This is a genomic window from Streptomyces sp. YIM 121038, from assembly GCF_006088715.1.
In the GTDB taxonomy this organism is placed as follows: Bacteria; Actinomycetota; Actinomycetes; order Streptomycetales; family Streptomycetaceae; genus Streptomyces.
The window spans coordinates 673,118-693,407 of the sequence record NZ_CP030772.1 but is presented as its reverse complement, the minus strand read 5'-3'; the positions used below and the strand labels follow the sequence as shown (position 1 = coordinate 693,407).

The 20,290-nt window shown below is 68.6% G+C and carries 16 protein-coding genes, 2 pseudogenes and 1 riboswitch; of the genes and pseudogenes, 12 read left to right on the top strand and 6 right to left on the bottom strand.

The window, feature by feature from the left end; translation table 11 throughout:
• Positions 1-6 precede the first annotated feature (6 nt).
• From C9F11_RS45800 to C9F11_RS45775, 5 genes and pseudogenes are all read left to right on the top strand, one after another.
• Positions 7-1,494, top strand: coding sequence for an aldehyde dehydrogenase family protein (locus C9F11_RS45800; RefSeq protein ID WP_138968450.1), 1,488 nt, complete (start codon positions 7-9; stop codon positions 1,492-1,494).
• Positions 1,495-1,524: 30 nt separating this feature from the next.
• Positions 1,525-2,082 (top strand): annotated as a pseudogene (locus tag C9F11_RS45795) (UbiX family flavin prenyltransferase); the annotation flags it as partial.
• A 103-nt stretch (positions 2,083-2,185) separates the two neighbouring features.
• Positions 2,186-3,697 (top strand): UbiD family decarboxylase, encoded by a 1,512-nt coding sequence (locus tag C9F11_RS45790; protein WP_138968448.1) that lies wholly within the window; start codon positions 2,186-2,188, stop codon positions 3,695-3,697.
• A gap of 265 nt (positions 3,698-3,962) precedes the next feature.
• Positions 3,963-4,655: an aminotransferase class I/II-fold pyridoxal phosphate-dependent enzyme gene (locus C9F11_RS45780; protein ID WP_138968446.1), complete on the top strand. Its 693-nt coding sequence runs from the start codon at positions 3,963-3,965 to the stop codon at positions 4,653-4,655.
• A 337-nt stretch (positions 4,656-4,992) separates the two neighbouring features.
• A complete protein-coding gene (locus C9F11_RS45775; RefSeq protein ID WP_138968444.1) occupies positions 4,993-6,057 on the top strand; it encodes an IS110 family transposase in 1,065 nt (354 codons plus the stop codon).
• Between the two features lie 396 nt (positions 6,058-6,453).
• Here C9F11_RS45775 and C9F11_RS45770 read toward each other — a convergent pair whose 3' ends face one another.
• The 4 genes and pseudogenes from C9F11_RS45770 to C9F11_RS45755 form a co-directional block, all read right to left on the bottom strand.
• Positions 6,454-6,783, bottom strand: a complete 330-nt coding sequence (locus C9F11_RS45770; protein ID WP_138968442.1) for a winged helix-turn-helix domain-containing protein — start codon at positions 6,781-6,783, stop codon at positions 6,454-6,456.
• A gap of 290 nt (positions 6,784-7,073) precedes the next feature.
• On the bottom strand, positions 7,074-7,325 hold the full coding sequence (locus tag C9F11_RS45765) for a hypothetical protein (RefSeq protein ID WP_138968440.1): 252 nt from the start codon (positions 7,323-7,325) through the stop codon (positions 7,074-7,076).
• Positions 7,326-7,332: 7 nt separating this feature from the next.
• Positions 7,333-7,683: a hypothetical protein gene (locus tag C9F11_RS45760; protein ID WP_249402371.1), complete on the bottom strand. Its 351-nt coding sequence runs from the start codon at positions 7,681-7,683 to the stop codon at positions 7,333-7,335.
• Positions 7,684-7,767: 84 nt separating this feature from the next.
• Positions 7,768-9,405: pseudogene (locus C9F11_RS45755) on the bottom strand (NRAMP family divalent metal transporter).
• A 297-nt stretch (positions 9,406-9,702) separates the two neighbouring features.
• Positions 9,703-9,876, bottom strand: a riboswitch (M-box (ykoK) riboswitch).
• A gap of 167 nt (positions 9,877-10,043) precedes the next feature.
• Between C9F11_RS45755 and C9F11_RS45750 the strand changes: the two are divergent.
• On the top strand, positions 10,044-10,736 hold the full coding sequence (locus C9F11_RS45750; protein ID WP_138968438.1) for a mechanosensitive ion channel family protein: 693 nt from the start codon (positions 10,044-10,046) through the stop codon (positions 10,734-10,736).
• A 119-nt stretch (positions 10,737-10,855) separates the two neighbouring features.
• Here the strand turns inward: C9F11_RS45750 and C9F11_RS45745 are convergent, their stop codons facing one another.
• Positions 10,856-11,260, bottom strand: a complete 405-nt coding sequence (locus C9F11_RS45745; protein WP_138968436.1) for a metalloregulator ArsR/SmtB family transcription factor — start codon at positions 11,258-11,260, stop codon at positions 10,856-10,858.
• 96 nt (positions 11,261-11,356) lie between these two features.
• Between C9F11_RS45745 and C9F11_RS45740 the strand changes: the two genes are divergently transcribed.
• The 5 genes from C9F11_RS45740 to C9F11_RS45715 all read left to right on the top strand — a co-directional run bounded on the left by C9F11_RS45740 (position 11,357) and on the right by C9F11_RS45715 (position 19,018).
• Positions 11,357-13,351, top strand: a complete 1,995-nt coding sequence (locus tag C9F11_RS45740; RefSeq protein ID WP_138968434.1) for a heavy metal translocating P-type ATPase — start codon at positions 11,357-11,359, stop codon at positions 13,349-13,351.
• The gene (locus C9F11_RS45735; RefSeq protein WP_138968432.1) at positions 13,348-13,761 is read left to right on the top strand and encodes a (2Fe-2S) ferredoxin domain-containing protein; all 414 of its coding nucleotides are present in this window, start codon (positions 13,348-13,350) and stop codon (positions 13,759-13,761) included. The genes C9F11_RS45740 and C9F11_RS45735 overlap by 4 nt, the downstream gene beginning before the upstream one ends.
• A 1,401-nt stretch (positions 13,762-15,162) precedes the next feature.
• On the top strand, positions 15,163-17,019 hold the full coding sequence (locus C9F11_RS45725) for a 1-deoxy-D-xylulose-5-phosphate synthase (RefSeq protein ID WP_138968430.1): 1,857 nt from the start codon (positions 15,163-15,165) through the stop codon (positions 17,017-17,019).
• Positions 17,016-18,176, top strand: a complete 1,161-nt coding sequence (gene ispG / locus C9F11_RS45720) for a flavodoxin-dependent (E)-4-hydroxy-3-methylbut-2-enyl-diphosphate synthase (RefSeq protein WP_138968428.1) — start codon at positions 17,016-17,018, stop codon at positions 18,174-18,176. Before C9F11_RS45725 ends, ispG begins: the two co-directional genes overlap by 4 nt.
• Complete coding sequence (locus tag C9F11_RS45715; protein WP_249402370.1) at positions 18,173-19,018, top strand: polyprenyl synthetase family protein; 846 nt, start codon at positions 18,173-18,175, stop codon at positions 19,016-19,018. The genes ispG and C9F11_RS45715 overlap by 4 nt, the downstream gene beginning before the upstream one ends.
• A 222-nt stretch (positions 19,019-19,240) precedes the next feature.
• On the opposite strand, the gene C9F11_RS45710 is transcribed toward C9F11_RS45715, so the two are convergent.
• A complete protein-coding gene (locus tag C9F11_RS45710; RefSeq protein ID WP_138968426.1) occupies positions 19,241-19,624 on the bottom strand; it encodes a helix-turn-helix transcriptional regulator in 384 nt (127 codons plus the stop codon).
• A gap of 136 nt (positions 19,625-19,760) precedes the next feature.
• On the opposite strand from C9F11_RS45710, the gene C9F11_RS48375 reads away from it, so the two are divergent.
• Positions 19,761-20,153, top strand: coding sequence for a hypothetical protein (locus tag C9F11_RS48375; protein WP_212767958.1), 393 nt, complete (start codon positions 19,761-19,763; stop codon positions 20,151-20,153).
• Positions 20,154-20,290: the final 137 nt, after the last annotated feature.

The window sequence follows — 20,290 nt, the reverse complement described above, 5'->3', positions numbered from 1 at the left end:
CAGACCATGCTGACCAAGTCACTCACCGAACGGACCGACCTGTGGATCGACGGCCGGTGGCACCCCACGACGGGTGACGACTGCCTGACGGTGATCGAGCCCAGCACGGAACGGGCCGCGGGTAGAGTACCCGCAGGAACCTCAGAAGATGTCGACCGCGCGGTGGCCGCGGCAGCGGCGGCATTCCCGCGCTGGTCGGCCGCCCCGCCCAAGACCAGGGTGGCGTTCTTGGAACGCCTACTCGCCGGACTCGAGGCGAGGGCAGACGATTTCACCGCGCTCGCCTGCCTCGAGGTGGGCGCGCCCGTCACGCTCGCCCGCGCCCTGCACGTGGGCTTCGGCCTGCAGACCGTGCGCTCCTATCTGCAGGTGCTCGCCGACTACCCGTTGGAGGAACGGCTCGGGTCTTCCCTGGTCGTCCGCGAACCGATCGGGGTCGTCGTCTGCATCACGCCGTGGAACCTCCCGCTGGCACTCATCCTGCAGAAGGTTGTACCGGCCCTTGCCGCAGGCTGCACGACGGTTCTCAAACCGAGCGAGGTCGCCCCGCTCAATGCTTTTCTGCTGGCTGACGTCCTTGCCGACTGTGATCTGCCCGCGGGCGTATTCAACCTGGTCAGCGGAGACGGACCCGGCGTGGGGGAGGCGCTGGCCGCACACCCCTTGGTGGACATGGTCACGCTCACCGGATCAACCCGCGCGGGACGAAGAGTCGCAGAGCTGGCGGCACCGACGACCAAACGGGTCCACCTCGAACTGGGCGGAAAGAACGCCAACATCATCCTTAGTGACGCCGATCTGGCCTCTGCCGTCCGTAGCAGTGTGGATCAGCTGTGCGTCAACTCCGGCCAGACCTGTCTGGCCTGGAGCCGGATGTTCGTCCAAGACACCCAGCACGCCCAGGCGGCGGCCCTCGCGGTCGAGGCCGCCGACTCCTATCGGGTCGGTGATCCATACGATCCGGCGAGCGACCTGGGTCCGCTGGTGTCCGAAGCAGCGTTGAACCGGGTGCGCAGGTACATCGGCCAAGGCATCGAGGAGGGCGCAGACCTGCGCACCGGGGGAATCGACCGGCCGGCCGACCTCGATCGCGGCTACTACGTTCGACCGACGGTGTTTGCAGGTGTCCGCAACGACATGACGCTCGCCCAAGAGGAAATCTTCGGTCCGGTGCTATCCATTATCCCGTACCGGGACACCGACGCCGCGGTACGGATGGCCAACACTTCTCCCTACGGCCTGCACGGATCCGTATGGTCTGGCAGCGATCACGAGGCACTCGCAGTTGCGCGGCGACTGCGCACCGGGCAGGTCGACATCAACGGCGCCCCGCTGAACTTCATCGCCCCCTTCGGGGGATACCGGCAGTCGGGCCTCGGTCGGCAATGCGGTCCCTACGGGTTGGACGAGTACCACGAGTTGAAAGCCATTCAGCTCGCTGCCCCAGACGCACTCGGTGACATCCGGGGCAGCGTCCGACTGCACGGCGCCTGATCGCCGGGGCCATGAGGCAGGGGCGGGCGTATGCGATTGGTCGTCGGCATGACCGGTGCCACAGGCGCCGTGCTGGGCGTGCGGCTGCTCGAGGAGCTACGCGGACACGCAGACATCGAGACCGACCTGGTGATCAGCCGTTGGGCCCGGGTGAACATCGAGTTGGAGACTGGCCGCAGGATCCGCGATATCGCTGCGCTCGCCGACGTCAGCCATGCCCCTGACGACCAGGGCGCGCTGATCTCCTCGGGCTCGTTCCGCACCGACGGCATGGTGATCATCCCGTGCAGCATGAAGACCTTGGCCGGCATCCGCACGGGTTGCGCCGAGGGGCTCATTGCCCGCGCGGCTGACGTCACGCTCAAGGAGCACCGCAAACTTGTGCTGGTGCCTCGGGAGACCCCACTGAGCCAGATCCATCTGGACAACATGCTCGCGCTCGCGCGGATGGATGCCGTGCTCGCCCCGCCCGTGCCGGCCTTCTACAACCACCCAGTGCGTGCCTCGGACGTCGTCGACCACATTGTGGCCAGAGTCCTCGACCAGTTCGGCATCGACACCGCCCACGCCCGCCGCTGGCAGGGCATGCACCACTCCATCCAGCCCAGGGCAGCCTACTGGCCGATGCTCCAAACCATCCCGGAGACAGCGCCTGGACCGGCGCAGAGGACGAGGCAAGGGAGGCCGAGCGATGAAACACCTGACCAGCCTGCGGGACTACCTGGCGACATTGGACGCCCTCGGCGACCTGCGCGTCATCGACCGCGAGGTGGAAGCCGACCTGGAGATCGGCGCCTTTGCCCGGCATACCACCGAGACCCGTGGCCCTGCCGTACTGTTCGACCGCGTACGCGGCTATCGGGCTGGGTTCCGTGTGCTAGGCGGACCCGCCTCACTGAGTACCGTTCCCGGAGCCCCCTACGCGCGATGCGCGATCGCCCTGGGGCTGGACCCGGCGACCCCACCACTGCAGATCATGGACGGCCTCACAGCTGCCCAGGACGCAGCACCCGTCCCACCGGTCGTCCTCGACTCCGGCCCCTGCCAGGACAACGTCCTCCTCGGCGACCAGGCCGACCTCGACACGTTTCCCATACCGCTGCTGCACCACGGAGACGGCGGCAGCTACGTCAACACCTTCGGCACGTTCGTCCTGCGTAGTCCGGACAGATCCTGGACCAACTGGTCGATCGCCCGGGCGATGAAGATCGACGCACACCGGATGACCGGACTCATCCTGCCCGTTCAGCACAACGGCATGATCCGCGAGCTGTGGCGGGAACAGGGCGAGCCGATGCCCTTCGCCCTGGTCCAGGGTGCCGAGCCGGCCGTACCGTTCATCTCGGGCATGGCCCTGCCCGAGCACGTGAACGAAGCCGACTACCTCGGCGCGTACTTCGGTGAACCCCTGCAGCTCGTCAGGTGCAAAACGGTCGATCTGGAGGTCCCGGCGACCGCCGAGATCGTCATCGAGGGCCATGTCTCCCTGACTGAGATGGCGCCCGAGGGGCCCGTCGGCGAATACGCAGGCTACGTGACAACCGCCCCCGAACTCCGTCCCGTCTACCACATCACCGCGATCACCCACCGCAACGCCCCGATCCTGCCGATCGTCTGCGCAGGCAAGCCCGTCGACGAAGACCATTCCCTGGTCGCGCTGGTGAACTCGGCGATGTGGATGCACCATCTGCGCGCCGCCGGCCTGCCGGTCACCGCCACCTGGCTGATCCCGGAAAGCGCCATTCACATCATGGCGATCACCGTGCCACGGGACTGGAAGCAACGCTCCGGCGCCACCACCTCCGCCGCATTTTGCCGGGCGATTCTCGACGCCTGCCTCACCTACCCCCGCGTGGCCTGCTGGCTGAGCCGACTGATGATCATCGACGACGACATCGATCCCACCGATCTCCGCGATGTTCTGTGGGCCTTCGCCACCCGGTCCCACCCCACCCACGGTGTCATCCCCGTCGACGACGTCCCCATCCTCCCGCTGCAGGTCTGCTACTCCGCCGTCGAACGGTCCACGGCCACCGGTTCCAAGAGCATCTTCGACTGTCTGTTGCCCGACGGTACCGGCCGGCCCCGCAGTACGGCCTTCGCCGACAACTACCCGTCCGAGACACGGCACCGGGTGCTCGACACCTGGAGATCCTCAGCACCAGCCCCAGGAGACGACCGTGTACGACCTGTCAAGGAATGAGAACCCTTACCCGCCACTGCCCAGCGTCCTGTCCGCTGTAAACGGGGCTGCGCAACGCCTCAACCGTTACCCGGACATGCTCTGCACCGAGCTGACCACGGCAATCGCCGAGCATCTCGACGTCCCGGTCCCCCCCATGTCGTCACCGGCGCTGGGTCGGTGGCATTGACACAGCAACTCATCAGGGCTGTAGCCCACAGCGCCGACGAAGTCATCTACCCCTGCCGATCGTTCGAGGCATACCCGGCGCTCATCCTGAGCCCCGGTGTCCACCTCGTGCCCATACCGCTCGTTGACGAGGCACACGACCTCGACACCATTGCCGCCGCAATTGCCGACCGCACCAGGCTGGTCATCCTGTGCAACCCCAACAGCCCCACGGGAACGGCAGCACGGAGAGCCGAAACTGGACCACTTCCTCGGCAACATCCCAGCCCAAGTTCCCGTCGTCATCGACGGGGCCTACCACGAATTCGTCCGCGCCCTTCAAGTCCCGGATGGCGTGGCCATCTACCGTCGCTACCCCAACGTCGCCATCCTGCGGACCTTTTCCAAGGCGCACGGGCTGGCTGGACTCCGTGTGGGATACCTCATCGCCCCTGACCCGCTCGCCCACGCCGTACGCACCACCTCCGTGCCCTACGCAGTCAACTCACTCGCGCAGACTGCCGCGATCGCCTCCTTGCACGCTGCCGACGAACTCATAGAGCGCTGCGACGCTGTCGTCAGGGAACGCAACCTCCTGGCAACAGCCCTGCGCGGGCAGGGCTGGGCACTCCCGCACAGCGAAGCCAATGTCCCCTGGCTTCCGCTCGGTACCTCAATCCTCGACTTCGCAGCCGCGTGCACCGCCGCCGACGCAACAGTCCATCCAGTCACCGGCGAAGGCGTCCGAGTCACGATGACAACCTCCGAAGCGAACGACGCTTTCCTCGAGATCGCTGGACAGTTCGTCTGAACGGACGACCACGCCGCGTGCTTCCAGGGAGCGGACCAGCACGGCCGCGAAACAGCTGACGAAGGCGGCCCGCAAGCTGATCAGCGCGCTCGTCGACTCCTGACAGTGAGGATTGACCATGGCATCGCCCGAAGGTCTGACTCTTCACCTGACTGACGCTTCGGTTGTCCTTTGGGGGAATCGTCGGCCGACCGGGCGATGCCGTCTGGCGCGTGGCCGGTCGGGCTTGGGTGACTTCATAGGAGCCTGGCTAGAGGTCCCATCACTGTCTTGTCCGTCTGCCCGACCGGCTCGCGCCCTCCCACCGGTGAGCGTTGGAAGGGCAGCACACAACAGCATGGCAGACGAGATAGCGGTGCTCGGCGGGATTGACACCCACACCGACCTGCACCAGGCCGCGGTCATCGACAGCATCGGCCGACACTTGGCCACCCAGCAGTTCGAGACCACCCCGCAGGGATACCAGCGGCTGCTGGACTGGCTCCGGTCCCACGGAGAGGTCCTCGCCGTCGGGATCGAGGGCACCGGTGCCTACGGAGCTGAGATCGCCCGGTTCCTCACCACGAACGAGGTCACGGTCATCGAGGTGGACCGGCCGGACCGCAAGGCGAGGCGGGACAACGGCAAGTCCGACCCGATCGATGCCTACGGGGCCGCGACCGCCGTGCTGTCCGGCCGGGCCGACGGTATCCCGAAGTCCCGCAACGGGATCGTAAAGGCGATCCGGGCCCTGCGGGTGGTCCGCAAGAGCGCGGTCAAGGCCCGCACCCAGACCATCAACCAGATCCGGACCCTGATCGTCACCGCGCCGTCCGCAGTACGGGACAAGCTGCGCGGCCTGTCCGCGCGGGAGCTGGTCGACACCCTGGCCCGTTGCCGCCCCACCGGCGAACTCGACGACCCGGCCTGCGCGGTGAGAATCGCGCTACGACGGCTCGCCCGCCGCTACCAGCAGCTGGACGAGGAGATCAAGGACGCGGACAGGGAGATCGGACCGCTGGTCACCCAGGCCGCCCCCAGGCTGATCGCCCTGCCTGGCGTCGGCCCCGAAACCGCCGGCCAACTGCTGATGAGCACGGGCGACAACCCCGACCGGCTCCGCTCGGAGGCGTCCTTCGCCCACCTGTGCGGGGCCGCTCCGGTTCCCGCGTCCTCCGGCCGCACCCACCGCCACCGACTCAACCGAGGCGGCGACCGTGCCGCGAACAACGCCCTGCACACCATCGTGCTGGTCCGCATGAAGTACGACCAGCGCACCCGGGAGTACGTCGCCCGACGCACAGCCCAAGGCATGACCAAGAAGGACATCGTCCGGTGCCTGAAACGGTTCGTCGCCCGTGAGATCTACCGGCACCTACCCCACGCGACCTACCCCGCTCAATCGCTCCCACAGACCGCTTGACGATCTATAGGAGCTTCCTCATGGTGAGGCCACTCCGTACAGTGGTGCTGAGATTCCAGCTTTCCCCGGACAATGGGCGGCGTGGCCCAGCTCGGGATGTGGGGGTACGGTTCCCACGCCGTCCAGGGCGATCGCAAGCCGCAGATGCGCGGTGGCCGCGTCGTGCCGGTTGACGTGCAGGCCCAGGAGGCGGGCGCTGGGCTTGGCGAGGGTCAGCACGCACAGTGCTCGTACCTTGGTCTCCGCACGTTGGTCGCAGTGGATGTGGACGGTGGCAAGGGATGACGGCGAGGCGGCAGGCGGCCCCGCCCTCCTCACCCGTACACGGGGCAGGAATCACACGTGAGCGCCTCCTTGAGGTATGCGTTCCGCCGGGTTGCGGCGGAAGGGAACGGGTCAGTCGGTTGCGGGTAACGCCGGGGCGGGTGACGGGTCGAAGGCGTAGCCGACCTGCCGAACGGTGCGGATCAGCGCAGGGTGGCCGGGGCCGAGTTTGCGGCGCAGGCGGGCGATGTGGGCATCGACGGTGCGCATATCGCCCATGGGGCTCTGCTGCCAGACGAGTTCCATCAGCTGGCGGCGAGTGTAGACGCGGTTCGGGTGCGCGACGAGGTGGGCGAGCAGCTCGAACTCCATGCAGGTGAGTTCCAGTTGGTGGCCGTCGACCGAGATGCGGCGGGTTCCGCAGTCGACGACGAGACCGCCCGCGCGGTACTCCGGGGCCATCGGCAGTTCTGCTGCTTCGGTCCGGGCCGGTGGCTGCGGTACGTGCCGGGGCCTGCCGATGCCGCCGCGTACCCGTGGGCGCGGTCAGCGGATCGTGGTGAACCCGGTGGGCCGATCGGTAACTCAGGGACATATCCTCTCCTGTCAGGTCAGCGCAGTGCCACAGGGCGCGGGTCCGGGAAACGAAGCCCCCTGCAAGCTGGTGTCGCGGGCGGGAAATGCGCTCCAGCCGCACCGGGCGAAGGGCGCCATGGGCGCCCACGGGCACTGTCGCCTGCCGGCAGCTGGTGCTAGTGCCAGGTGGCTTCGAGGTGGCGTCGGCCGTCGGGGCCGGTGACGGGGTGCCAGTGAGCGTGCGGGGCGGTACTGCTCTGAGCGCGCGCCGAGGGGGTTCGCGCCGCCGCCGGGCCGGGGGCAGCGCGGATGTCCAGGGGGCTGTCGGCGAGCCGCCGCAGAACGCTGGTGAGCCGTTCGCGCACGGCGCCGTGCTTACGGGGTGTGGCGCGGTGGACGGGGAAGTGGATGGCGGTCAGGGCGGACATGGGTGACTCACCTCCGTGCGGGGCTCGTAGCGCGGGCGGGAGAGGACGGGTGGTTTGACGGGGCGCTGGTGGCGGCTCGGCTGATGCGGTGGGCGGCCGCCAGTGGCAGGTCGGTGAACTGGGCCAGCCAGCGGGCTTCGTGGCCCTGGCGGGCGAGCAGGTAGGCGAGGTGGACGCGGGGGTGGTAGGCGGCGTGCCGGGCGTGCGGGCCGGGGCATCCGGCCGGGTCGTCCAGGAGATAGGTGCGCGGGGTGCCGTCGAACAGGGTCAGAGGCAGCGACGGGCAGGCACACCCGGCCGGTGCGAGGCGGCGGACGGCGGGCGCGGTCAGTTTCGCGAGGCGCTGAAGGAGATGCATGGGGTCCTTCCTTGTTCAAGGGGAGTTGGCGATGGTCTGGTTATGCGGCCCGCAGGGCGGCGTTGGTGCCGCCCCGCGCGGGGCTCACTGGCCGAGGGCGACCTGGACGATCTTGATGACGACCAGGATCATCGCGATCAGCAGGTAGGTGCGCAGGGCGCCCATGCCGATCTTGCGGGTGTGCGGGTGGTGGACATGGTCGGCCGGGTAAGCGTCTCCAGGGGCGGCATCCGCCAGCCCTCTCGGCCGGTGCGGTCGATCGGGTCCTTTTTTGGTGCCGGTGCGCCGGCGGGTGAAGGAGTACCCGGCCGCCAGAACTCCGGCCACCCCGCAGGCGGCCATGATGTCGAGGATCGCGCTCGCGGTGATGTCGGGGAACAGGACGGAGGCGGTCAGGATGACGGAGAGGGTGACCAGGACACCGACGACCGCCGCGGTGAACGCGTTGGTCTTCGGGCCGTTGCCCCAGGGGCCCACGACGGCCTTGTCGTTGCAGAGCAGCAGCAGGAAGACGGAAGCCGAGGGCAGCAGCACGCCGGCGAGGGTCTGCACGCCCTGGGTGAGCAGACCGAGCGGGGAGCCGGGGATCGGGATGATGTGGCGGCCACGGCCACCAGACCGGCGTAGATGGCGTAGAAGCCCTTGGCCCCGCGGTGCAGCGAGTGCTTCATGCCGAACACGTCACCGATGGCGTAGGCGGTGGAGAGCGAGACCGCGAACGCGCCGATGATCGAGGCATCCGGCAGGCCCACGGCGAAGAGCACTCCGGCGACCTTGCCCGCGGGGGCCTCGATACCGGCCGCGACACCGGCCGTGTCGTCGAAGTTGCCGAAGGCGTTGCTCCCGGCGAATGCGGCGGCGGCCATACCCATGATCGCGGCGGTGCCGATGATGGCGATGCCGATGACGAGGTCGGCCTTCTCGTACTTCATGAAGCGCGGCGTGATCCCCTTGTCGATGACGTACGACTGCTGGAAGAACAGCTGCCGGGGAGCCACCGTCGTGCCGACGATACCGATGATCAGCAGCATGACGGTCGCCGACTCGCCCGAGCCGCCGGGCATGTTGGGCACCACGAAGTCGTGCGCCATCTGCGAGGAGGCCGGGTGGATGATGAAGTACAGCGGAACCAGCAGCAGCGAACCCGCGCACAGGAAGATCGCGATGCGCTCGAAGCGGCGGAAGGATCCGGTGAACGCGAAAGTGATGATGCCCACCGCGGCCAGCACCACCGACGCCACCTTGGACAGCCCCAGATACCCCGCGGCCAGCGTGATCCCGATGAACTCGGTGACCAGGGTCAGCGCATTGAGCAGGAACAGGTCGATCCCGCTGAACGCGCCCCAGAACTTCCCGAACCGCTCCAGAATGAGGCGGGCGTGTCCGACGCCGGTGACCGCACCCAGGCGCAGCACCATCTCCTGGTTCACGTAGAGCACGGGAACCAGGAGGGAGCAGGGTCCACAGCAGATTGGTGCCGTAGTTCTGTCCGGCCTGGCCGTACGTGGCGAAGGCACCGGCGTCGTTGTCGCCGACCATCACGATCAGGCCCGGGCCGACTATCGCGAGCAGGATCTTGAGCTTGGCGGACAGGCCCCGGCGCTCGCCGCGGTCGTCCTGCTTGATGGTGCCGAGCGCGCCGCGGATGTCGCCCACGTGCGCGTCGTCCAGGACCGCGCTGCGCGGTGCCGGAATGGTCTTGTCATTGATCACGCTGGTCATGGCAAGAGCCCCCAAATCCCCTGGCAGGGAGAGGTGTTGAGGGCACGCGGCAGCAATCCGCCCTGCGAGCGCGCAACCCGGACACCCGGCACGGCGAAGGCCGCACGGGTACATGGGGGGGCGCGAAGACGCGCAGGGAAGGTGGTTACCGCGTACCGGAGGTCAAAGAAGACATACGGGTGCGGGGCCTACTGCGGCCCGGACTACTGCAACTGCAATCCATGTCTCTCGCCTCCTCCCGGCCAGGGCGCACGCGGGCGCCGAACGACACAGCAAGGAGTAGACCGGGTGCGACCCGGTTCACCCCGACTCGTCAGAGCTTTGGCACTGCACGGCGTAATCCCCGGACGGGGGAAGCCACTTGGGGTCACCCCTTAAGTCGGGGAGACCTGTCCTGAACCTGGGCGTCTCTCGACGTCGTGGGGTCAGTGGCCTGTGTCCGCGCAGACACCTCACCGAACGAGGTGCCTTCTTCAAACCTCCAGAAGCATAGCCTCCTTCTTGCGTGATCACGCAACTGCTTGGGGAACTCTTGACGCGGGCCGACTGCTCAACCTGTGGGACGGCACCGCAATCGAACCGGGGCCCGGGGCGCGGATACTCTGCTCCGCGACGTTCACGCCGCTGGGGGCCCATCGATGCACCACGACCACAAACCCGCAGGCAGTGCCACCGTTGGACACCACCTGCATTGGCGCGGGGAGATCCGCACCAGGCGGGCCGTCATCTCCACGTCGCTCGCCCGCGGCGGGCTCATCGTGTCGCTCAACTTCGGCGGACTGCTCGGCAATCCGGACAGCTACCAGTCGATGACCTCCCGGGTGATCGCCGGTATCAGCGTGGGAGTCTTCCTGGTGGGCACACTGATCGCGGTGCGCGGGGCCACAGACGACCTGGTGAAGCTGCTGACCGGACGGCTCAGAGACAACCGGTCCGCCGCACTGCGCGTGATATGCCTGCTGTCCGGCTACGCACTCGTGATCCTCGGCACACTGAGCCTGGTCCGGGTCCCGTGGGAAAAACTCCTGGTCGGAGGGGCACTGACCGGCGTGATCCTGGACATCGCCGCCCAGCCGGTCCTCGGCAACATCTTCGCCGGTCTGGTGCTGCTGGTCGCGCACCCCTTCACGATCGGTGAGAAGATCAGTGTCCAGTCGGGCCCGCTCGGCGGCCGCATCGAGGGCGAAGTCACCGACATGCCCCTGCTGTTCATCGAACTCCACAGCGACTACGGCAAGATGCTCCTGCCCAACAACGCCGTACTTGGCGCGGCAATCGGCCCGCCCGCCCGCGAGACGGCCACCGCCCGGCAGACGCCAGAAGCCCTGTGACGCCAGCGGCGACACACCTCGACCGGCACCCTCCATGGAGCGCTGCCATATGCTGCCGTTCACACAGGCAGCAGCCCCAAGGCGCACTCGGGCACAGATGACGCCTGCTGGCGCGGAGGTCAGTGCGGGGCGACGGCCGGTTCGACCGCTGCCGGAATATCGGCCCCTGCGGGGGCGTCGTGCAGACCGAGCCTCAGGTGTTCCACGTGGTACAGCGCCTGGTCGAGGAGTTCGGCGACGTGGTTGTCGTACAGGCTGTAGACGATGGAGCGGCCGCGCCGCTCGCCGGTAACCAGGCCGAGGTTGCGCAGCAGCCTCAGCTGGTGGGAGCAGGCGGACTGCTCCATCCCCACCGCGTCGGCCAGTTCACCGGCTGCGCAGGGGCCCTCCTGGAGGCGCGCGAGGATCCGCAGCCGGGACGGCGTGGCCAGCGCCTGCAATGTGGCGGCGACGTCACCAGCACCCACCGCCTCCAGCCGTTCGCGCGGGGTGGCAGCGTTCTTGTCGTCGACTCCATGACCCATGGCAGCCATCCTACAGACAACTAATGAAGAGGTGTTCATTCTTTCCTGTATGGTGGGGGTATTGCAGTCCCCACGCCCGCGAAGGGTCCATTCGTCATGCCTTCCACCCTTACCGAACCAGCACCGGTTGCGGCAACGGCTGCGCACGGCGCGGCCGCCCCCAAGCGCCGCACCCGGGTGTTCGCGCTGGCCGAGGCCCGCTGGGCGGCGGCCGCCCTGGTGCTGTTCCAGATCGCGCTGCCGCTCCAGCTGACCGGGGCCCCGGCCTGGACGTGGGGGCCGCTGTACGCACTGGCCTACGTGACGGGCGGCTGGGAGCCTGCCTGGGCCGGGCTCACGGCGCTGTGTGTGAAGACCCTGGACGTCGACCTGCTGATGATCGTGGCCGCGATCGGTGCAGCGGCCATCGGGCAAGTGATGGACGGCGCGCTGCTGATCGTCATCTTCGCCACCTCCGGCGCCCTGGAGGCTTTGGCCACCGCCCGCACGCAGGATGCGGTGCGCGGCCTGCTCGACCTCGCCCCGGCCACCGCGACCCGCCTGGGCGACGATGGCCGTGAAGAGACGGTCGCCACGGCCGGCCTGGCTGTGGGGGACACGATCCTCATCCGCCCCGGCGAGCGGGTCGGCGCCGACGGCCGGGTCCTGGACGGGGCCAGCGAGGTCGACCAGGCCACGATCACCGGCGAGCCCCTGCCGGTCGCGAAAGAGGCCGGTGACGAGGTCTTCGCCGGCACCCTCAACGGCACCGGCGCCCTGCGGGTCAAGGTGGAGCGGGACGCTTCCGACTCCGTGATCGCCCGGATCGTGGCCATGGTCGAGGAAGCCTCCGCGGCCAAGGCCCCCACCCAGCTGTTCATCGAGAAGGTCGAACAGCGGTACTCCCTCGGCATGGTCACCGCCACCCTGGCCGTCTTCGCCATCCCCGTCGGATTCGGCGCCGACCTCACCAGCTCGCTGCTGCGCGCCATGACCTTCATGATCGTCGCCTCACCGTGCGCCGTGGTACTGGCCACCATGCCGCCGCTACTGTCCGCCATCGCCAACGCCGGACGCCACGGCGTCCTGGTGAAATCCGCCGTCGTCATGGAGCGCCTCGGCCAGGTCGACGCGGTCGCCCTGGACAAGACCGGCACCCTGACCGAAGGCACCCCCCGCGTCACAGACATCCGCCCCCTGACCGGCAGCAGCCTCGACGAGGACGCCCTGCTAGCCCTGGCGGCCGCCGCCGAGCACCCCAGCGAGCACCCCCTGGCCCGCGCCATTGTGGACGCCGCCCGCGAGCGCGGCCTCGACATCCGGGAGACGCGGGACTTCAACTCCGCCCCCGGCATCGGCGTGACCGCCACCATCAACGGCGCCGCGGTTGCGGTCGGCGCCCCGGCCCGGCTCCTGGGCGGCGCTACCGACGCGCGCTCCGCCAGGGCGGCGTCCGTCGCCGAGGGGCTGGAGCACGGCGGCCGCACCGCCGTGCTCGTCGAACGCGACGGCATCCCGGTCGGGCTCCTCGCCATCGCCGACCGGCTCCGCCCCGACGCCGCCACCACGGTCGCCGCCCTCAGAACGCTGACAGGCACCAGCCCGCTGTTGGTGACCGGCGACAATCCGCGCGCCGCGGCCCGCCTCGCCGCCGAGGTCGCCATCGTCGCCGACGACGTCCACGCCGGGCTGCTGCCCCAGGACAAGGTCGAAGCGGTACGCCGCCTGGAGGCCCGAGGACGCAAGGTGCTGGTCATCGGCGACGGCGTCAACGACGCCCCCGCCCTGGCCGCCGCCCACACCGGCATCGCCATGGGACGCGCAGGCTCCGACCTCGCCCTGGAAACCGCCGACGCCGTCATTGTCCGCGACGAGCTCGCCACCGTCCCCACCGTGGTGAGCCTGTCGCGTGCCGCCCGCCGCCTGGTGGTGCAGAACCTGCTCATCGCCGGGGTGTTCATCACCGGCCTGGTCATCTGGGACCTCGTCGCCACCCTGCCGCTGCCGCTCGGCGTCCTCGGCCACGAAGGCTCCACCGTCATCGTCGGCCTCAACGGCCTGCGCCTGCTGCGCGACGCCGCCTGGAAGCGCGCCGGCACCGAGGGCCAATGAGCAAGCGCACCCGCCGGGCCGTCTCCGCCACGAAGGTAGGAGCGGCCCGACCCACCGTCACTGTCTGCCGTGGTTGCTGCTGCGGCACCCAGGCCAAAGTCCCCCGCCTCGACCACGAAGCCCAGCTCACCGACCTGCGCACCGCCCTGGCCGGGGTCGCCATGGTCCGGCGCACCGACTGCCTGGACGCTTGCGAACGCGCCAACGTCATCGTCATCCAGCCCTCCGCCGAAGGCCGCCAGGCCGGTGGGCGACCCGTCTGGCTCGGTCAGGTCACCGACCCCGACGCCGCCGCCGACATCACCACTTGGGTCAAGAACGGCGGCCCCGGCCTCGCCGACCCACCCGACATCCTCGACCTCTACACCTTCCAACCCTCCCGCCGCGTCCAACATGAACTCGACGACTGAGCCCACCTGCTGAAACCGGTCGGTTCACCGCTCGACCGCTCGCCCCCACGGTCGACGGGGTCTCGATAGGCTGTTGGTGGCCGAGGCACAAAGATTTGCGCAAATATGCGTCATGACGCCGGGGAGTCTCTCCTTGTAAGGGATATCGATGCCCTGTGATTGCTGATGCAATGGATGAGTGCGCCGTGCCCACGAGTGGGCACCCTTCCCCAACAGAGCAGGACTCAACAGGACGCAGCAGGATACAAGAGGGCTGTATTGTTCGGGTTCTTGGGTAAGACCGCAGGTGAGAAGGGTCTCAGTTCCGGGTTCGACTCCCCTAGGCTCCACCATCAAATGCCCTCTGACCTGCGGAAACGCGGCTTCGGAGGGTACTTTTTGTGCCCATCAGTGGGCGCGGTAGTGCTCGCTGGGAGTGGCAGGGGCCCGTGATTTTTGGGGTTTGTTTGTTCCCGTGCTCTCCTGGTGGATCTCCTAGGCTCTCGCGGCTCACGGTTGCCCGTTTGGCTTGTGTCTGCCGTGCGGGGTCTGGGCCGGTTCCGTAACGATTGACCGGCCGCCGTTGAGGAGGTGGGCAGCTGTGATGCTTCCGTGCTGCATCCGCGCCGGGGAATCTGCGTGAGGTCGCTGAGCGGATCGAGGTGTCGACGGGCCTGATCATCGGAGGCAGCCTCGTGGTGTCCCCCGCCCCGCGTGGCAAGCGTGCGGGTACCACCCGCCGTCTGCGGGTGCAGATCGAACCCCGCCTCCCCGAGACGTTGGCCCCGTACGAGATGTCGTCGGTCGCGATGCTGGAAGACTCGGACGATTACGCCACGCCCGATCTGACGGTGCTGCTTGTTCAGTGCGGGAGTCTGGTTCCTTCAGCACCTGGAGGGAGGCATGGCAGACCTGCGGCACGGTTCGCATGTCCCCGGACATCCCCTCGACGGGGACGGGTCCGCCAACGAAGTCGTCGATGAGGAAAGCGAAGCGGCAGATGTCCGTCATGAGCTGGAAGCATGGACGCGAGATCTGCACCGACCACGACGCTCAAGGCCAACTCCCCACCGCTACGCCACACGGTGCACGTGCCCCCCGCCGGCAATCGGCCGCGCAGAGGAGCCTGCCGTTGGGTGGCCGGGCGGGGCGTGCGGGGGCGGTTGAGGGGGTGTCGGGGCGCACACTATAGGCCAGGGGTACATGCAGGCGGGGGTGGATGCGCCGCGTGCTCCCCGCGCTCCCGATGAACGTGCCCCTTTCGTTTGCGTGTTCGCTCCGGGTGGGGATCCTTCCTCCGGCTTGATGCGTGATAGCCGGTCGGGCTCTGGTCCGCTGTCGCTGTGGCGGGAGCGGGTGGATGACGCATCCGGGTGAGGCCCGGCCGCCGGTACCCCTACCTCGGTTGAAGAGAGGGTCCTGATGGCCGTGTCCTCGCCTGTGCAGACGAGCGCCCCGGTGTTGTCGGGCCTTGACGGTCCCGGGAAGTTGCGGGCGGTGCCGGTGGGAGATCTGCCGCGGCTGGCGGGGGAGGTCCGGGCGTTCCTGATCGAGAAGGTGTGCGCCATGGGTGGGCATCTGGGGCCGAATTTGGGGATGGTGGAGCTCACCCTGGCCCTGCACCGGGTCTTCGATTCCCCGCGGGATGCGCTGGTGTTCGACACGGGGCATCAGGCGTATGTGCACAAGATCCTGACCGGCCGTCGTGAGGGTTTCGGCACGCTGCGGCAGCAGGGGGGCCTGTCCGGGTACCCGTCGCGGGCGGAGTCGGTGCACGATCTGGTGGAGAACTCGCACGCCTCCACCGCTCTGTCGTACGCGGACGGGCTGGCCAAGGCATATGCCCTGAGCGGCCAGGGCGACCGGGCGGTGGTCGCGGTGATCGGTGACGGGGCGTTGACCGGTGGGATGGCGTGGGAGGCTTTGAACAACATCGGTGCCGCCTCCGGGCGTCCGGTGGTCGTGGTCCTCAACGACAACGGCCGCTCGTACGCCCCCACCACCGGCGCCCTGGCCGCCCACCTGGCGGCGCTGAGACAGGACGGTGGCATGCAGGCGTGCCGGAACGTGTTCACCGATCTGGGTTTCACCTATTTCGGGCCCGTCGACGGCCACAACGTCGCGGAGGTGGAAGCCGTGCTGCGGCGGGCGCGGGCGCTGGGCCGTCCGGTGATGGTGCATGCGATAACAGTCAAGGGCAAGGGCTACGGTCCGGCGGAGGCGGATGAGGCGGACTGCCTGCACGCGGTCGGATCCGTCGATCCGGCCACCGGCGCACCCCACACACCGTCGGGGCTGTCGTGGACCGACGTGTTCGGGCAGACGCTGGCGGAGATCGCGGCCGGGCAGCAGGACGTGGTCGCACTGACCGCGGCGATGCTCCGTCCCACCGGCCTGCACCTGATGGCGCAACGCTTCCCCGGGCGGGTCTTCGATGTCGGGATCGCCGAGCAGCATGCGGTCACCTGCGCGGCGGGGCTGGCGATGGGCGGCTTCCACCCCGTCGTCGCCCTCTACGCCACGTTCCTTAACCGGGCCGTCGACCAGGTTCTCATGGATGTTGCCCTGCACCGCCTGCCGGTCACCTTCGTGGCGGACCGGGCCGGCATCACCGGCCCCGACGGGCCCTCCCACCACGGCATGTGGGACCTGGCCCTGCTCTCCGCGGTGCCCGGCCTGCGCATCGCCGCTCCCCGTGATCCGGCTCGGCTGCGGTCCCTGCTGAAGGCCGCCTGCCAGGTGCAGGACGGGCCCACCGCACTACGCATCCCCAAAACTACCGCCGGGCCCGATATCGAAGCGGTGGCCCGCATCGGCGGCATCGACATCCTGTACCGCAGCCCCCACCGCCCCCTCGACATCCTCCTCATCCCCATCGGCCCCCTGGCCTCCGCTGCCCTCGAGGCCGCCGTACTGCTGGAAGAGCAGGGGCTGGGTGTGACAGTGGCCGATCCGGGATGGGTACTCCCCGTCAACCCGGCCCTGCCCGCGCTGGTGGCCCGCCACCGCTTGGCCGTCACCATCGAGGACGGCATCCGCACGGGCGGGGTGGGATCGGCGGTGGCTCAGGCCTGCCGTGACGCCCACGTCACTACCCCGATGCTCACGCTTGGCTTGCCCCGCGCCTTCATCCCCCACGGCTCCCGCACCACGCTGCTGGCCCGGGCCGGATTGGACGGGCCGGGCATCGCCCGGACGGTGCTGGATGCCCTCACCGGCCACCGTCCAGGCCACACCGCCGCAGGTCCTACTCCCACTGCCTCCGGGAGGGCCCGATGACCACGATCAACATCGGCATGCCCACCCCACCCACCCCGTCTGCCCCGCCTGTTCCGGTTCCGGTGCGCCGTCGCCCCACCCGTCAACTCCGCGTCGGGTCGGTGCCCGTCGGCGGCGGCGCACCCATCAGCGTGCAGACCATGACCACCACCCTGACCGCCGACGTGGACGCCACCCTGCAACAGATCGCCGAGGTCACCACCGCCGGCTGCGACATCGTCCGCGTCGCCGTCCCCACCCAGGACGACGCCAACGCCCTCCCCAAGATCGCGGCGAGATCGCCGATCCCGGTGATCGCCGACATCCACTTCCAGCCCCGCTACGTCTTCGCCGCCCTCGACGCCGGCTGCGCCGCCGTCCGCGTCAACCCCGGCAACATCAAGAAATTCGACGACCGCGTGGGCGACATCGCCAAAGCCGCCGCAGCCGCGGGCGTGCCGATCCGGATCGGGGTCAACGCAGGCTCCCTCGACGCCCGCCTCCTCGCGAAGTACGGGGCTGCCACTCCGGAAGCCCTGGTGGAGTCCGCGCTGTGGGAGTGCTCCCTGTTCGAGGAACACGGGTTCACCGATCTCAAGATCGCGGTGAAGCATCATGACCCCCTCACGGTGATCGCGGCGAACCGGCTGCTGGCCAAACGCTGCGACTACCCCCTCCACTTGGGCGTCACCGAAGCCGGTCCCGCCTTCCAGGGCGCCATCAAATCCGCCGTCGCCTTCGGCATCCTGCTGGCGGAGGGCATCGGGGACACCATCCGAGTCTCCCTGTCGGCCGACCCGGTCGAGCAGGTCAAGGCAGGCAACCACATCCTGGCCTCCCTGGGCCTGCGCCCCCGGGCACTGGAGATCGTCTCCTGTCCCGGCTGCGGCCGCCTCCAGGTCGGCATCCACAAACTGGCCGCCCAGGTCGAGGCCGCCTTCACTGGCTTTCCCCACCCCCTGCGCATCGCGGTGATGGGCTGCGTCGTCAACGGACCCGGCGAATCCCGCGAAGCCGACCTCGGCGTCTCCTGCGGCAACGGCAAAGGCCAGATCTACCGCCACGGCCACGTGATCAAGACCGTCCCCGAATCCCGCATCGTTGACACCCTCCTTGCCGAAGCCCTCAAGCTCGCCGAAAGCACCGACGGTCAGGCTGGGGCGGGTGAGCGAGCATGACCACCACTCCCGCACTCTGTCCGCAGCCGCTTGACCTCACCGACGTACGCCGCCATGTCGAAAAGGTGCTTGAGGAATTTCTGGCTGGCAAGGCGGCAGCCGCGCTCGCGCACGACCTGCCGGACGAAGCCGCCCACATGACGGCCAAGTTCCTGGCCGCAGGGGGTAAGCGGCTGCGCCCCATCCTGTGTGTGCTGGGCTGGCAGGCGGCCACCGCACAGCCGCCCACCCGGGCGGTGATACGCGCGGCGGCCGCCCTGGAGATGTTCCACGCCTTCTGCCTCATCCACGACGACATCATCGACAACTCCACCACCCGCCGCGGCGCCCCCACCATGCACCGCACCCTCACCGCACGGCATACAGCCGGCCGCCATGACCCACCCGCCGAGCACCTGGGCGCCTCCTGCGCCCTCCTGATCGGGGACCTGGCCCTGGCCTGGAGCGGTGAACTCCTGCACACCGCCGGTCTGACCGGTCCCCAACTCGCCGCCGTCCTACCGGTGATGGACACCATGCGCACCGAGGTGATCTACGGCCAGTACCTGGACGTCACCGCCACCGGCACCCCCACCCCGGACCTGGAACGCGCCCTGGGCATCATCCGCTACAAGACCGCCAAATACACGATCGAACGGCCCCTGCGCATCGGCGCCACCCTCGCCGGTACCTCCCCGCAACTGCTCAAGGAGCTGTCCGCATACGCACTCCCACTCGGCGAAGCCTTCCAATTACGCGATGACCTCCTGGGTGTCTTCGGCGACCCGAAGACCACCGGCAAGTCCCGCCTGGAAGACCTCCGCGAGGGCAAACACACCCTTCTCGTCGCCCTCGCCCTCTAAGAGGCCGCACCCCGGCACGCGGCCATCCTTCGCCGACAGATCGGCAACCCACAGCTGACCGAAGCCGAGGCCGCCCAGATCCGCGACATCCTCACCATCACCGGAACCCGCACACACGTCGAGCACATGATCAGGGAACGGCGCGAACAGGTCATCTCCATTGTCGAAGTGGGCAACAGCGGAATCCGCATCGCGGATGATCTGAGGCATCTTTCCGGCGACTCAATCGAAGTTGTCCGAGTCGTACGCAGCGGAACCAGCGCGAACTACTTCCAATAGTGCCGGGAGGTTCGGATCTTCGTTCGGCCGTTCGCCTCCGGTGTTGGTCAGGCTTGCAGCAGGATTGAGCGCACTCCGTAGTTCGGCCAACCCTACGCGCGTCGGATCTTCCGCGCGCACAGGTTCTGGTGTACCTGACGCCATAAGCTGTGAGGTCTTCAGGTGCAGTGCGCGAGCCAGAATGTGAAGCGTTTCGATACGGACGTTTCCGCCCTGTTCCAGCTTCCTTACCGTCGACGGCGCGACCCCGGCCGCGTGGGCCAGTTCTTCTTGTGTGAGTCCGGCAAGCCGCCGGTGCTTCCTGACGTTCTCCCCTAGAGCGCTCATGGTCCCCGCCTAGTGCGTGTGGTGTCGTGCTCTTGGATGTCCAGCGTATGCCCGCCGACGGTTACGGAGAACACGAAAAGGCCCCGCCTCCCGGCCTTGAGTTCTAGCGGTTGTCGCAACACCCCAGTTCACAGGGGTGCTCGATGGAGTTCGAGATCCGCAAGGACCGGACGAAGCCGCAGGGCAGGAAGAAGCTGACCCGGGAACGGGCCGCATACTTCCAGCTCATGGAGCAGGGCTACAGCAGCAAAGCCGCCTGGCGCACCGGCGGCTCAACCCGGCGAACCGGCGCGAGACGCTGCTGGAACTCACCGACGCAAGACGGCTCGCGGTCGAGAACGTCACCGCGCGGCGCCATCAGGAGATCGCTTCGATCGTCGAACGCATGGAGCCGGAGCCGCGCGCGGCTCTCGTCGAGGCGCTCACCGCCTTCAACGAGGCGGGCGGCGAGCCCCCCGCCACCCCAGCGGGCAGCCCGACCGTGTGCCCGCTGGGGTGGGCGGACGCGCCAGCCTCGCACGTCGTCTGACCGGTGCTCTCACGTGCCCCCTCGGCCCCCGTACCGGCAGGCGCGCCGACGCCTGTCGCGCCTGCCGGACGTGCACACATCGCGCCTTCGACGGATGCGGTCGCTGTCCGAAGTTCGCGTCGAAGCAGTCACGCCGT

Bases quoted from the DNA above. Each gene is read 5' to 3' on its own strand.
- C9F11_RS45800 (WP_138968450.1), top strand. From the start codon at position 7: ATGCTGACCAAGTCACTCACCGAACGGACCGACCTGTGGATCGACGGC.
- C9F11_RS45790 (WP_138968448.1), top strand. From the start codon at position 2,186: ATGAAACACCTGACCAGCCTGCGGGACTACCTGGCGACATTGGACGCC.
- C9F11_RS45775 (WP_138968444.1), top strand. From the start codon at position 4,993: ATGGCAGACGAGATAGCGGTGCTCGGCGGGATTGACACCCACACCGAC.
- C9F11_RS45770 (WP_138968442.1), bottom strand. From the start codon at position 6,783: ATGGCCCCGGAGTACCGCGCGGGCGGTCTCGTCGTCGACTGCGGAACC.
- C9F11_RS45765 (WP_138968440.1), bottom strand. From the start codon at position 7,325: ATGTCCGCCCTGACCGCCATCCACTTCCCCGTCCACCGCGCCACACCC.
- C9F11_RS45760 (WP_249402371.1), bottom strand. From the start codon at position 7,683: ATGCATCTCCTTCAGCGCCTCGCGAAACTGACCGCGCCCGCCGTCCGC.
- C9F11_RS45750 (WP_138968438.1), top strand. From the start codon at position 10,044: ATGCACCACGACCACAAACCCGCAGGCAGTGCCACCGTTGGACACCAC.
- C9F11_RS45745 (WP_138968436.1), bottom strand. From the start codon at position 11,260: ATGGGTCATGGAGTCGACGACAAGAACGCTGCCACCCCGCGCGAACGG.
- C9F11_RS45740 (WP_138968434.1), top strand. From the start codon at position 11,357: ATGCCTTCCACCCTTACCGAACCAGCACCGGTTGCGGCAACGGCTGCG.
- C9F11_RS45735 (WP_138968432.1), top strand. From the start codon at position 13,348: ATGAGCAAGCGCACCCGCCGGGCCGTCTCCGCCACGAAGGTAGGAGCG.
- C9F11_RS45725 (WP_138968430.1), top strand. From the start codon at position 15,163: ATGGCCGTGTCCTCGCCTGTGCAGACGAGCGCCCCGGTGTTGTCGGGC.
- ispG (WP_138968428.1), top strand. From the start codon at position 17,016: ATGACCACGATCAACATCGGCATGCCCACCCCACCCACCCCGTCTGCC.
- C9F11_RS45715 (WP_249402370.1), top strand. From the start codon at position 18,173: ATGACCACCACTCCCGCACTCTGTCCGCAGCCGCTTGACCTCACCGAC.
- C9F11_RS45710 (WP_138968426.1), bottom strand. From the start codon at position 19,624: ATGAGCGCTCTAGGGGAGAACGTCAGGAAGCACCGGCGGCTTGCCGGA.